Annotated in this window: 14 protein-coding genes; 4 read left to right on the forward strand and 10 right to left on the reverse strand. The window is 68.4% G+C overall.

Features of this window, described 5'->3' with window-relative positions; translation table 11 throughout:
- Positions 1-91: 91 nt before the first annotated feature.
- On the reverse strand, positions 92-1,339 hold the full coding sequence (locus N5J29_RS05990) for an efflux RND transporter periplasmic adaptor subunit (RefSeq protein WP_164151225.1): 1,248 nt from the start codon (positions 1,337-1,339) through the stop codon (positions 92-94).
- Positions 1,340-1,540: 201 nt separating this feature from the next.
- On the opposite strand from N5J29_RS05990, the gene N5J29_RS05995 reads away from it, so the two are divergent.
- The 3 genes from N5J29_RS05995 to N5J29_RS06005 are packed head-to-tail and all read left to right on the forward strand — an operon-like array spanning position 1,541 to position 3,542.
- Positions 1,541-1,723 (forward strand): hypothetical protein, encoded by a 183-nt coding sequence (locus tag N5J29_RS05995; protein WP_164151227.1) that lies wholly within the window; start codon positions 1,541-1,543, stop codon positions 1,721-1,723.
- Positions 1,720-2,943: a sensor histidine kinase gene (locus N5J29_RS06000; RefSeq protein ID WP_164151229.1), complete on the forward strand. Its 1,224-nt coding sequence runs from the start codon at positions 1,720-1,722 to the stop codon at positions 2,941-2,943. Before N5J29_RS05995 ends, N5J29_RS06000 begins: the two co-directional genes overlap by 4 nt.
- Positions 2,940-3,542: a response regulator transcription factor gene (locus N5J29_RS06005; RefSeq protein WP_053516542.1), complete on the forward strand. Its 603-nt coding sequence runs from the start codon at positions 2,940-2,942 to the stop codon at positions 3,540-3,542. Before N5J29_RS06000 ends, N5J29_RS06005 begins: the two co-directional genes overlap by 4 nt.
- 90 nt (positions 3,543-3,632) lie before the next feature.
- Here the strand turns inward: N5J29_RS06005 and N5J29_RS06010 are convergent, their stop codons facing one another.
- The 9 genes from N5J29_RS06010 to N5J29_RS06050 form a co-directional block, all read right to left on the reverse strand.
- On the reverse strand, positions 3,633-4,169 hold the full coding sequence (locus N5J29_RS06010) for a cytochrome b (RefSeq protein ID WP_164151230.1): 537 nt from the start codon (positions 4,167-4,169) through the stop codon (positions 3,633-3,635).
- A complete protein-coding gene (locus tag N5J29_RS06015; RefSeq protein WP_164151233.1) occupies positions 4,166-5,269 on the reverse strand; it encodes a catalase family peroxidase in 1,104 nt (367 codons plus the stop codon). Before N5J29_RS06015 ends, N5J29_RS06010 begins: the two co-directional genes overlap by 4 nt.
- Before the next feature lie 141 nt (positions 5,270-5,410).
- The gene (locus N5J29_RS06020; RefSeq protein WP_164151235.1) at positions 5,411-6,778 is read right to left on the reverse strand and encodes a leucyl aminopeptidase family protein; all 1,368 of its coding nucleotides are present in this window, start codon (positions 6,776-6,778) and stop codon (positions 5,411-5,413) included.
- A gap of 3 nt (positions 6,779-6,781) precedes the next feature.
- Positions 6,782-7,501 carry an HAD-IA family hydrolase gene (locus N5J29_RS06025; RefSeq protein ID WP_065174216.1) on the reverse strand — a complete coding sequence of 240 codons (720 nt, stop codon included), beginning with the start codon at positions 7,499-7,501 and terminating at the stop codon, positions 6,782-6,784.
- A gap of 31 nt (positions 7,502-7,532) precedes the next feature.
- On the reverse strand, positions 7,533-8,642 hold the full coding sequence (locus N5J29_RS06030) for an AI-2E family transporter (RefSeq protein WP_164151237.1): 1,110 nt from the start codon (positions 8,640-8,642) through the stop codon (positions 7,533-7,535).
- A 67-nt stretch (positions 8,643-8,709) separates the two neighbouring features.
- Positions 8,710-9,147, reverse strand: coding sequence for a hypothetical protein (locus tag N5J29_RS06035; RefSeq protein WP_053516536.1), 438 nt, complete (start codon positions 9,145-9,147; stop codon positions 8,710-8,712).
- Positions 9,144-9,614 carry a phage holin family protein gene (locus N5J29_RS06040; RefSeq protein ID WP_053516534.1) on the reverse strand — a complete coding sequence of 157 codons (471 nt, stop codon included), beginning with the start codon at positions 9,612-9,614 and terminating at the stop codon, positions 9,144-9,146. The genes N5J29_RS06035 and N5J29_RS06040 overlap by 4 nt, the downstream gene beginning before the upstream one ends.
- A 9-nt stretch (positions 9,615-9,623) precedes the next feature.
- The gene (locus N5J29_RS06045; RefSeq protein WP_053516533.1) at positions 9,624-9,989 is read right to left on the reverse strand and encodes a hypothetical protein; all 366 of its coding nucleotides are present in this window, start codon (positions 9,987-9,989) and stop codon (positions 9,624-9,626) included.
- A gap of 103 nt (positions 9,990-10,092) precedes the next feature.
- The gene (locus N5J29_RS06050; RefSeq protein WP_164151238.1) at positions 10,093-11,526 is read right to left on the reverse strand and encodes a Do family serine endopeptidase; all 1,434 of its coding nucleotides are present in this window, start codon (positions 11,524-11,526) and stop codon (positions 10,093-10,095) included.
- Positions 11,527-12,017: 491 nt separating this feature from the next.
- Here N5J29_RS06050 and N5J29_RS06055 point away from each other — a divergent pair, with 491 nt between their 5' ends.
- Entirely contained in the window at positions 12,018-12,845 is an 828-nt protein-coding gene (locus N5J29_RS06055; protein ID WP_164151240.1) for a histone, read from the forward strand.
- Positions 12,846-12,856 lie beyond the last annotated feature (11 nt).

Genomic DNA, 12,856 nt, shown 5'->3' on the forward strand with positions numbered 1-12,856 from the left:
AGGGGCGCACCCCGGCCGCCGGCCGGGCATGCGTGGAACGGTGTTGTCGTCGAACGGTGCCGCTGGCCGCGCCCCGGAAGGCGCCCTGCCGCTACTGCGCTTGTTTCTGCTGCACCCGGGTGCCATCGCGCAGGGTGTCCGGCGGGTTGACCACCACCAGCTCGCCGGCATTCACACCCTTGAGCAGCTGGCGATCCTTGCCCATGGCCTGGCCAGCCTGGACCGCGCGCTGCTGCACGCGGTTCTCGTCGCCGAGCACGAAGGCCACCGATGCACCCTCGCGCTCGACCACCGCGCCTGCCGGCACACGCACGCCCTGCGGCTTGGCTTCAGCCTGCGGTGCCGCCTGTTCCAGGAAACTGACCCGCACGCCCATCTCCGGCACGATGCGCGGGTCCTTCAGCTTCAGGGCCACACGCACCTTCACCGTCGCCTTGCCCCGGTCGGCGGTGGGGATGATGGCGATCACCTCGGCCGGAATCTTCCATTCCGGATAGGCATTGAGGATGGCTTCCACCGGCATCTTCGGTTGCACGCGGCCAATGAAGGCTTCGCCGACCTCGACCTCGATCTCCAGCGAATCCATGTCGACGATGGTGCCGATGCCTGTGCGGGTGAAGCCGCCACCGGCCGACAGCGGCGAGACGATCTCGCCCGGCTGTGCCGCCTTGGCCGTGACCACGCCGGAGAACGGCGCACGCACGATGTTGTTGTCCACCCCAAGGTCGGCGATCGCCAGCTGGTCGTTGGCCACCTTCACGTTGCGCTGTGCGGTTTCCAGCTGCGCGCGCAGGCTGTCGCGCTGGGCCACGGCCTGGTCGTACTGCGAACGCGAGACCAGCTGCTGCCCGACCAGCGCCTGCAGCCGGCTGGCCTCTGCCGCCGCCTGCCTCTGCTGTGCCTCCAGTCCGGCCACCTGGCTGCGTGCGGCCTGCAGCTGCGAGGCATACAGACTGCGCTGTGCGTCGGCATCGATCGGGTCGAGGGTGGCCATGATCTGTCCCGCCTCCACGCGCATGCCTTCCTCGATCATCACCTCGCGCACCTTGCCGGTGATCTTGGCCGACACCGTAGCCATGCGCCGGGCGACGACATAACCACTGGCATCGAGGACCGAGCTGCTGGCGCTGCCCTGCTGGATGGCGACCGCCGGTGCGGTTTCCACCTGCACGGCCGGAGTGCGGCCGAACAGCGCGAAGGCGCCTGCGGCCAGGAGCAGCACCACCGCGATCACGGCGATCCACAGCCAGCGGCGACCGCCGCCGCCCCCCCCAGAGGCAGGCGGCGGTGACTTGCGTTCGATACGGAGTTCCTTCAACAGCTCGGCAGAAGCGTTCATTCGTTCCATCACAGGCTTTCGGGCGGGTGTGACCGGAAGGGCGACAGCGGCGGTTCCGGCAGTGGAGCGTGCGGCACAGCATGACGGCAGGCACGGGGATGGCGGCAGTGACAGCTGTCATCCGATGACCTTGACGGTGGCAACTGCGAAACGTGACCAAGGGGGCGCAGGATGGCAACGTCCCCGCTACCGGTACCGCCCATGGCTCCGATCGCCCCGTCGCTGGCCGGCCTGCAGCAGATGCAGGTGCGTCGTAACGGCGCCGGCAAGAGTACCGCGATCAGCGGGCTGTTGCGCCTGCGCAGGCCTGGTGGGCGGCTCACGCTGCCGGCAGGGCCGTGCTGGCGCGCCCGCGCCTGCGCAGGATCGGCTGAACTGGCATGATCGGCAGCGATCGTTCCCGCCTGGACCCCCCTGTGTCATCGAGCTGGCTGGCCTCCCTGCTGCGCCCTGCGCCGGACTCGGCGGTTGCCGACACGCTGCGGCGCGGCAAGTCGCCCTGGAGCGAGGCGATCCATCTGCTGTGGTCGGTGTGGATCTTCCTGACCCCGCTGCTCGGCCATGGGTTCACCCTGCGCTGGCTGCTGCTGACCTTGGCCAGCTACCCGCTGTTCCTGCTGCTGTACGCCAAGGTGCTGGTATCGCCCCGCCACCACGCAAGCCGTTATGCGCTGGGTCTGATTGCAATGGCCCTGGTCCTGCTGCCCTGGTATCCGTCCGGGCTGACCTACTTCGTGTTCGGCTGCGTACTGATGCGGGTCAGCGGGCGCGGTGGCTGGTGGCGGTACCTGCTGCAGTTGACCGGTCTGAACATCGTGTTCTGCGTGGTCGCGCTCGCGTTCGAGTATCCCTGGCAGAGCTTGGTGTGGATTCCGGCGGTGTCGTACATCGTCGGCCTGGTCGTCAATGTCGAGGCGCTCAACCAGGAGAAGGAGGCGGCCCTGCAGCTGTCGCAGGAGGAAGTACGTCGCCTGGCGGCGACCGCCGAGCGTGAGCGGATCGGTCGCGACCTGCACGATCTGCTGGGCCACACGCTGTCGCTGATCACCCTGAAACTGGAGCTGGCACGCAAACTGCACGATCGCGGCGACGCGCGCGCGCGGCAGGAGATTGGCGAGGCCGAGGCCATCGCCCGCGAAGCGCTGGCGCAGGTGCGCAGTGCGGTCACCGGCATCCGGGCCAGCGACCTGGCCGGGGAGCTGGCCTCGGCGCGGCTGCTGCTGGAGTGCCAGCAGGTGCATCTGCAGTACGCGCCGCCGCCGCCGATGCCGGTGGAGGTGGAGCGTGGCCTGGCGCTGGTCCTGCGGGAGGCCGCGACGAATATTGCCCGCCATGCGCAGGCGACACAGGCGCGGGTGGACTTCATGAAGGAAGGAAAAGTACTGGTGATGCAGATCCGCGATGATGGCCGGGGTGGCATGCAGGCCGAGGGCAATGGACTGAGCGGCATGCGTGAGCGCACTGCGGCGCTGGGCGGGTATGTCACCGTGCAGTCTCCGCGCGGCGAGGGCACGGTGCTGAGCGTGCGCGTGCCGCTGTCGGCGGCCACTGTCCCGTTGCCGCCCGCTGCACCCGCGCCGGTGGCGCAGGACGGCGCGGCATGATCCGCATCCTGCTGGCGGAAGACCAGGCCATGGTGCGCGGCGCACTGTCCGCATTGCTCAGCCTGGAGGCGGACATCGAGGTGCTGGGCAGCGCCGCCGATGGCGAGGCCGCCTGGCGCATGCTGCAGCAGCTGAAGCCGGACATCCTGGTGACCGATATCGAGATGCCCGGTCTGTCAGGGCTGGAACTGGCCCAGCGCATCGCACGCCACGAACTGCCCATCAAGGTGGTGATCGTGACCACCTTCGCGCGCGCCGGTTTCCTGCGCCGCGCGCTGGACGCAGGCGTGCTCGGCTATCTGCTCAAGGACGCGCCAGCGGAGAACCTGGCCGATGCACTGCGCAAGGTGAAGCAGGGCGTGCGTGCGATCGACCCACAACTGGCACTCGATGCCTGGTCACAGGCGGACCCGCTGACCGACCGCGAGCGGCGCGTGCTGCGCCTGGCGGGCGAAGGACGGACTGCCAGCGAGATCGCCGAGCAGCTGGGACTGTCGCACGGCACGGTGCGCAACTACCTGTCCGAGTGCATCGGCAAGCTGGGCGTGGCCAACCGGATCGAGGCGTACCGGCTGGCACGGCAGAAGGGCTGGCTGTAGCGGAGTGGCTCGACCCTTTTGAGCCGAGCCATGCCCGGCGGCTCCCGAGGGGTTCCCTGGCCCACGAGCGATCGACAGGCCGCAGTCGCGTCAGTCCTTCCCGCGCGCCATCGCCTGGAACACGCCATCGCGGCGGACCCACAGGTGGAAGAGGGTGGCACCGACATGCATCAGCACCGTGGCGAACAGCACGTAGGCCAGCAGGCTGTGCGCGCTGCGAAGCGCTGCATACAGTGCCGGTGTGTGCGGCACGATCGGTGGCAGGTGCAGTCCGCCCCCCAGCACGATGGGGTAGCCTCCCGCGGACAGCATTGCCCAGCCCACCAGCGGCATTGCCAGCATCAGCGCGTACAGCATCCAGTGCGATGCCTTTGCCGCCATCACCTGCCACACCGGAAGATCGGCCGGCAGCGGCGGCGGCCGATGGCGCAGGCGGTTGTACAGGCGCAGCAGCACCAGCACGCCGATCGCGATGCCCAGCGGGCGGTGCAGGTCGAGCAGCATCGGCCGCAGGTGCAGCGAGGCGACCATGGTCACGCCGATGAACAGCATGGCGATGATCATCACCGCCATCGACCAGTGCAGTACCCGCGCCAACAGGTTGAAGTGGCCATTGCCGGTACTCATCGTGCAGCCTCCTTCGGTTGCGCTGCCGCTCCGGCCGCGCGCTCGCGCTCGCGCCGGTTGAACGACTGCGAATAGACCGCCGACCGCGCGGCCAGGATCGGATCATCACTGCCGCGGATGCCGCTGGGCAGGATCAGCGGGTCGAAGTTCAGCTCGCCGCAGGCGCCCTGTTCCTGCGACTGCATGCGTTCCAGGCTCAGCACGCCTGCCACCACCGTTTCCCGCGCGTCCGGCCAGGGCACCGACGGATCATCAATGGCGTCCCCCGGTTCGGCGATGCTGACCACCAGGTCCCATTGCACCGGGCCGGCCGCCAGCCGGCGCTGCAGGTCCTGGCTGAGGAAATCGACATCGGCGCGCTTGCGGGCGTCGGCATCAAGCTCGGCGACCGGCGTGCGGGGCTGCCATTGCCAGCGCACGGCGCGTCGCTGGCCCTGCGCATTGGTGAACCAGAAGCTGTTGACGCTGTTGAAGCGGGTATTGGCCCAGCTGTCGGTCCACGGCGCGGTCCGTGCCCATTGCTGGAACGCCCGCGCGCTGGGGTACTTGGCCAGCACCGCCGCCATCTTCTGCGGGTCGGGCTTGCCGGTCGCCGGATCCGGGATCTGCGCCTGCGTCTGTTCGAAGAAGGCCTCAGCCGTCGGCACCGCGAAGAACGGGAAACTGTTCATCGCCATCCGCCATTCCTGGCCATCGTCGCTGACCAGCTGCAGGGCGATGCTGCGCACCCGGGCGCTGCCATCGGCCCCATGGGGATCGCCACCACCGATCGACAGGCGGCCCAGCACCGGTACCCGGGCCTGCGAGAACACGCGCGCGCTGGACAGCGTCGGCGCCTGTGCACTGGGTGCGAACCAGCCACTCACGCACACGCCCTTGCTGTGCGCACGGCGGAACCCGGGATGGGCCGGGCCGGTGGCCTCGATGGTGTCGGTGAAGCGTTGCGCGGTGAGGCGGTGGCCGACCCAGCCGGCCAGCCAGGCAAAGCCCAGCGTGATCCCGCCAAGAATCAGGGCGATCAGCGCGATCCAGGGCAGCGGCGAATGCCTGCGCGGTGTGCGCGGCCCCTGGCCGGCGCGGGTGTAGCGGAAGAGCGACATGGTCGGAGTCCTGCCTTCACGGAATGTGTGGGTGGTCGACCGACACATCCTCGCAGAACCCGACCGTGGCCGGAATTCAATTTTTCGTCACAACTCGGTGGAGCGGACCCCTGTCCGGCTCCACCCGCGCATCGGCTGCGCTCAGGCGTAGCGTGCCTTCAGCATCGCCCAGGCCGAGCGCAGGGCCAGTGCTTCGCCGCCGGCCGGGCGGCCCGGCCGTTCGCCATCGTTCCAGGCGTACACATCCAGGTGCGCCCAGCGCTGGCCATCCTCAAGGAAGCGCTCCAGGTACAGCGCGGCGGTAACCGAGCCCGCCATGCGCGAACCGGCATTGGCCAGGTCGGCGATGCCGCTGCTCAGGTAACGCAGGTAGGGACGCCACAGCGGCATGCGCCAGACCGGGTCGCGCGTTTCATCTCCGGCCTGCAGCCACTGCTGGGCGACGGTGTCATCGTTGCTGAAAAGTGCCGGCAGGTCCGGGCCCAGCGCGATGCGCGCAGCGCCGGTCAGGGTCGCGAAGTCCAGAACCAGGTCCGGCTTCTGCTCAGCGGCGAAGGTCAACGCGTCGCACAGGATCACACGGCCTTCGGCGTCGGTGTTGTCGATCTCCACGCTCAGGCCCTTGCGGGTGGCGATGACTTCGCCCGGACGGAACGCATCCGGGCCGATCGCGTTCTCCACCGCCGGCACCAGCAGGGTCAGGCGCACCGGCAGCTGCTGGGCCATCACCAGTCCTGCCAGGGCCAGCGCGTGCGCGGCGCCACCCATGTCCTTCTTCATGTTGCGCATGCCATCGGCCGGCTTGATGTCCAGCCCACCGGTATCGAAGCACACGCCCTTGCCGACCAGCACCAGCGCCGGATCCGTCGGCTTGCCCCAGCGCAGCACGACCAGGCGCGGCGCGCGATGCGACGCGCGGCCGACGGCATGGATGGCCGGGAAATTCTGCGCCAGCAGCGCATCACCGGTGATCGCTTCGACCTCGGCGCCGTGCGCCGCTGCCAGCGTGCGTGCGGCCTCTTCCAGCTGCTGCGGGCCCATGTCTTCGGTGGGCGTGTTGACCCAGTCGCGCACGCGCAGGCTGGCGGCGATCAGATCCGCCACTTCCCCGGTCGGTGCGGCAACCAGCTGCGCCGGGTGCCGGTTGCGCTTGCGGTAGCGGTCGAAGCGATAGCTGCCCAGGCCCCAGCCCAGCTGCAGCAGTGCCTGCTCGCTGGCCGGCAGCTCACTGGCGAGCTGCCACACGCTGCCTTCGGGCAGGGCGTGCGGCGCGTGCGCATAGCTGTAGGCATCGCCGCGATCGCCCACGCCCATCACCGCACCGGCCAGACCCTCGCTGCCGGGCAGCAGGGCGATGCTGTGCGAGCCGGCGGTGAAGCCCTGCGAGGCCAGCCAGGCCTGCATGGCGGCCGGCTGTCCGGCGTTCCAGCGGGCGAACTGCTCGCGATCCAGCACGTACAGCGGCAGTGCGGCAGAAGTGTCGGCGGTGAAGCCCGTGATCTCGCTCATGCGTCAATTGCTCCGGGGTGCGGTGGCGCCGAGGTTGGCGTCCAACCAGTCGGCCAGGCCGGTGAGGGTGTCGAACTGCAGGTCTGGCTGCAGCTGCGGATGGGTCCAGGTGGCGGCGTCGCGGTTGATCCAGCAGCCGCGCAGGCCGGCGGCGATGGCGCCGGCCACGTCCATCTCGATGTGGTCACCGACATGCAGCACCTGCGCCGGGGCCACGCCCAGCCGGGCACACGCGGCATGGAAAATGCTCGCCTCCGGCTTCGCCGCGCCATGTTCGCGCGCACCCAGCTGGAAGGCGAAATGATGGGCCAGCCCGATCCGCTGCAGGTCCGCATTGCCATTGCTCAGTGCGGCCACCGGTACCCGCGCGGCGATACGCGCCAGGGCATCGAGGGCATCGGGATAGCACTCCACCTGGTTGCGCGCGGCATAGAACGCTTCGTAGGCCGGCTCCAGCAGGTCCAGGCTGGCGCCGCTGTTCTGCAGCGCCTCACGCAGCGTCAGCCGGCGCAGCGCGCTCAGGTCATGATGCAGATGCGGGTTGTCGCGGAACGAGCGCTCGCGCAGTTCGCGCATCGCCGCCAGCGGATACATCGCGGCGGTGGCCGGGCTGTGTTCACGCATCCAGTCGTGCAGCACTTGGTCGATGCGGGCGCCGATCGGTGCGAACGGCCACAGCGTGTCGTCGAGGTCGAGGGTGATGGCAAGGACGGGGAAATTCACCCGGTCATTCTACGCCTGCCCGCGCGCGCTTTCATTCCAGCAGGCGCGCCCAGCCCTGCATGCCGTCCAGCCGGGCCAGCACCAGCTTGATGCAGACCAGCAGCGGCACCGCCAGCAGCAGCCCGATCATGCCCCAGGCCCAGCCGAACACCATCAGTGCCAGGATCAGGACCAGCGGGGAGAGCTTCATGCGCCGGCCCAGCACGATCGGGGTCACCAGTTGGCCCTCCAGGGTATGCAGGCCCAGATACGCCGCGGCGGGCAGCAGTGCCTGCAGCGGGTCGCGGAATTCGACGAAGCCCATCAGCAGCATCAGCGCTACTCCGATCAACGGGCCCACATAGGGCGCGAAGTTCAGCAGTGCCGCCACCGTCCCCCACAGCAGCGCTTCCTGCAGGCCGATCCCCAGCAGCATCAGCACGCCCGCGAAAACCAGGCCGACCAGCGTGTTGATCACGCTGATGGTCAGCACATAGCGCGACACCTCGCGCTCGATCGAGCGCAGGATGTCGCTGGTGAAGCGCTGTTGCTGGCGGTTCGGGAACAATGCGATCGCCGCGCGCTGCAGGCTTTGCCCATAGATCATGAAGAACAGCGTCAGCAGGACCACGGCCAGTACCGAGGCGGCCAGCCGGGGCGCGCGGGTCAGCATGCGATAGGGATCGTCCAGCTGGGTGCGGATCACCTGCACCTTGCGATTGCTGTCGCCGCCGGCAACGCGGGCGAAATTCTCGGCCGCCAGATTGGCCTGCTGCACCGGCTTGGTCAGATCCTGTACCTGCCGGGCGACCTTGCGCAGCTGTTGTGGCGCTTCCTGCGCCCATTCCATCGCCGGGCCGATCAGCTGCACGGCCAGCGAGCTGGTCACGCCCAGGCCGGCACCGAGAACCAGCAGCGCTCCCAGCGCCCGCGGAATCCACAGCTTCTGCAGCAGGCGCAGGATCGGGTTGCCGACCAGCGCGAAGAACATCGCCAGCAGTACCGGCAGGATGATGTCCTGTGCGCCCCACAGCGTATAGGCCACCGCCAGCGTTGCCAGCACCACCAGCGACATCGGCCCGCGCGGGCGGGTGGGCGGCGGAAGGGCGGCAGCAGACGGTGCGGGTTCGGCCGGTGACGGGGACAGGAGGGACTCGCTCATCGACGTACCGACCGGGAAGGGGAGCCTATTATCCGTCCGCCGCGGTCAACGCGGCGGATGCTGTTCGTCAACGTTCGGACAGTTCGGTGGCCGCTTCGGCAGGCCGCGGTTCGCGCGCCTCAGGCTCGGCAGGTGGCGCGGAAGCGGGTGCCGCGGCAGCGGGAGCGACCGGGTCGGCGGCGGCTTCGGCAGTGTCGGCCGCATCGTCTGCGGTGTCGGCGGCGTAGGCTGCCACGGCGGCAGCCAGCGCTGCCTGGCCGCTGGCCACCAGGCTGGAGACCGAGCCGATCATCTGCAGCCAGCGCGCACCGTTCACTTTGCCCGGCACTTCCAGCTTGCCGGCCACGAAGCCACCGGCCAGGCCGACCACCACGATGCGCAGGGGAGACCAGCCCCGGCGCCAGACCTCGCTGAGCACGGTCCAGTTGTCCTGGGTTTCACCCATGCGCACGGCCACCACCTGTTCGCAACGCTTCACCCGCCGCTGCAATGCGCCGAACTTCATGGCTTGCCCTCCGGAATCTGTACGCCGGCATCCGGATCGTCTTCGCTGGGCTCGTCGAACAGGCCAAGGCGCGACAGCTGGCGCCGGGTAGCATGCATGCCGGTGTGGTGGAAGAAGTAGGACACCCGCCAGATCGCATAGCCGGTTACTGCGAGGCTGATCAGCGAGGTGATCAGAAGCGCCTGCAGCCAACTCAGGCCCCAGCTCTGCAGCAGGGCGATGAGCGTGGCGGCCATCAGCAGCCAGGCCGAGGCCCCGAACACGATCGCCACGCCCGCCCAGGCCAGGGCCCGGCCGAACGCACTGCGGGCGAGCGCGAAATCCGACGAGGCCAGGCGACGCAGCGAGCGCAGCGTGTGCTTGGCCGAATCGGCGGCGGCGCGACCGGCCGCGCCGACCTGGCGGATGCTCTCGTCCAGCGGCGGGGTGGCCGCCGGATCGGGGCGTTGCGTGTTGTCTTCGCTCACGCCGTGGACTTACTTGTCGCTGCTGCCGCGAGCCAGCTTGGCGATGATCCAGCCAGTGGCGAAGGCAACACCGAACGATGCCAAGGGACGTTCACGGATCAGTTCAGCGGCGCTGTCGATCAGATCCTTGCCCTTGTCCATCAGTGCATCGACCTGTTCCTTGGCGGCAGCGCCGCCGAATTCAGCCGCAGCCAGGCCGGACAGCGCCGTGTCGGACAGCTCGGCCTTGACGTTGGCCTTGCCGATGCGCAGTTCGTCGGTTGCAGCGCCGGTCGCGCCCTTGATCGCACCGCCGGCAGCACTGGCGGCCTGCTTGAGGTGGGAACCGGCTTCACCCAGGTGTTCCTTCAGGTTCTCGGTATTGGTGGGGCTCATCGAATCACTCCTGTTGCGATGGGGGAACGGACGATCGGCTTCAGCCGACAGGGACGTACAGCAATAGCACTGGCCGGGTATAGGGGGTGTTACGGCGGAGCGATCAGCGCATCACCAACTGGCCCTGCTGCTGGCCGTTGTTGCGCAGGATGCGCAGCACCAGGGTCGGTGGCCGCTGCTGGAAATTGGCGCGCCAGCTGGCCAGGTCGGCGAATTCACCCACCGTGGCATCGGTGATGATGTCGCCCTGCTGGAGCCCGTTGCTGGCTGCGCGGCTGCCGCGCTTGACCTCGCTGACCAGCACCCCGCGTACGCCGGACTGGCGCAGCGATTCGGGCAGGTCGACGAAGGTCGCGCCGCCCAGGCGCGGGTCCAGGCTGTCGCCGCTGGCGGCGCGCGCCTGCTCCTTCAGCGTCGCCCGGATCTGCAGCGGCTTGCCTTCGCGGCGCACGTCCAGCGCCAGTATGCTGCCTACCGCTGCCAGGCCCTCCACGTTGTGCAGGGCTTCGGCGCTGTCCACGCGCTGACCGTTGGCGGCAACCACGACGTCGCCCGGCTTCAGCCCGGCCGCCGCACCGGCCGAACCGGCCAGTACCCGGGTGATCAGCGCGCCGCGGGTTTCGCCCAGGCCCAGGCCCTGGGCGATCTGCGCGCTCAGGTTCTGGCTTTCCACGCCCAGGGTGCCGCGCACCACCACGCCATGCTTGACCAGCTGGTCGACCACGCTGCGCGCCAGGTTGGTGGGAATGGCCAGGCCCAGGCCGATGTTGCCGGCCATGCTGCCCTGCGGGTTGAAGCTGGCGGTGTTGATGCCGACCAGCTGGCCCTGCAGATCGACCAGCGCACCTCCGGAGTTGCCCGGGTTGATCGAGGCGTCGGTCTGGATGAAGTTCTGGTAGCCCAGCCCACGGATGCCACTGCGGCCGACCGCCGAGACGATGCCCGAGGTCACCGTCTGGCTGAAGCCGAACGGATTGCCGATCGCCACCACGAAGTCGCCGACCCGCAGCTGGTCGCTGTTGCCGAGCTTGATCTCGGTGAGGTTCTGCGCCGGGATGCGGATCAGGGCGATGTCGGTGTCGCGGTCCGAACCGAGGAATTCCGCCTTGACCGTGCGCCCGTCAGCGAGCGTCACCTGCACGTCATCGGCGTTCTCGATGACGTGGTGGTTGGTCAGTACCAGGCCTTCCTTCGCGTCGATGATGACGCCCGAACCCAGCGATTCGTTGATCCGTTCCTGCGGGATGTCCGGGAATAGGCGGCGGAAGAACGGGTCGTTGAAGAAGGGGTTGCGTACCCGTACCACCTGCTTGGTGTTGACGCTGACCACGGCGGGCATGGTCTTTTCCAGCATCGGTGCCAGCGAAGGCACCGGCTGGCCGGCGACCGAAGCCGGCAATGCGGCGGTGGCCGGAAGGGCAGCCGGCAAGGGCGCGGCGTCGGCGCGGTTGTCCAGGTGGGCGTTGATGCCGGTGGCGACGAATCCACCGAAGGCGGCGGCGATTGCGAGCGTGAGAAGGGTAGGTAGCGGTCGCATGGGAGTCGGTTCGCAGGCGTGGGATGGGGGCCGTTGGCCCATACGGTAAAACAAGCTGAATGAATCTGCCGCGGCGTGGATAAATGCGCGATGAAAGAGACCCTCGTCGATGCGGCGCCCGACGACGGCTGACCCGCCTGCGGTGCGGTCGGCCATCGGCGCTACACCGATAGGGTGTGTCCGCCGGCGTGGTCAGGACACCCTCTGATACTTGCGCAGTTCCGCCGATCCAAGGTGCGCGATGGCACGTCGCGCGTGCACGTTCCGGCAAGGGGCGTGCAGGCAGCCCGTCGCCGCGACGTGCACCTCAATCCCATGGCGCAGCGCTGAAAAAAAGGGGTTTGCTGCGGATCGACGGTAGCAGCACCAGCCTCCCCCTACACTACTATCGTCGCAGCAGACGCGATTGCAGGCGTACCACCCGTTCCACGATCGTCATTGTCGGTATAGCATCGCCCCGTTTTGACAATCCACGCCCCCAGGAGGGCAACATGAGCAACGGTAATGGTGTGTCGGTCGTGACCGACGCCGTCGAGAACGCGAAAGAAACCGCCACCAACGTCGGCGAGACCATCGCCCACGCCGCTGAAGACGCAGTGAAGTCGGTCAAGAAGACCGTCAAGCGCGCCCGCAAGGCCGCCAACACCCGCGTCGCCAAGGCCAAGAAGGCCGTGGCCAAGGTCGAGAAGACCGTTGCCAAGAAGGCCGAGAAGGCCGCCAAGTCGGTCGGCAAGACGGTCGCCAAGGCCAAGCAGAAGCTGGAAGCCGCCAAGAAGAATGCCAAGGCCGAAGCCGCTGCCCTGAAGAAGGAAGTGGCCAAGAAGAAGGCCGCTGCCGGCAAGACTGTCGCCAAGAAGGCTGCTGCTGCCAAGAAGACCACGAAGGCCGCCACCAAGGCTGCCGGCAAGAAGGTCGCCACGGTGAAGAAGGCTGCGACCAAGAAGGCAGCCGTCACCAAGAAGACGGTTGCCAAGAAGGCCGCCGCCGCGAAGAAGGTTGTCGGCAAGAAGGTGGCCACCGCCAAGAAGGCCGTGGCCAAGAAGACGGTCGCCGCCAAGAAGGTGGCTGGCAAGAAGACCGTGGCCGCGAAGAAGGTTGTCGGCAAGAAGGTTGCCGCTACCCGCAAGGTCGCCACCAAGAAGACGGCTGCCGCCAAGAAGGTTGTCGGCAAGAAGGCCGCTGCCACCCGCAAGACGGTTGCCAAGAAAGCAGCGACCACCAAGAAGGCTGTCGCCCGCAAGGCTGCACCGCTGAAGAAGGCCGCTGCCAAGAAGGCCCCGGCGAAGAAGGCCGTGCGCAAGGCCGCCAAGCGCAAGTAATCGCGCGAGCG

Source organism: Stenotrophomonas sp. GD03680, assembly GCF_029844625.1.
In the GTDB taxonomy this organism is placed as follows: Bacteria; Pseudomonadota; Gammaproteobacteria; order Xanthomonadales; family Xanthomonadaceae; genus Stenotrophomonas; species Stenotrophomonas maltophilia_P.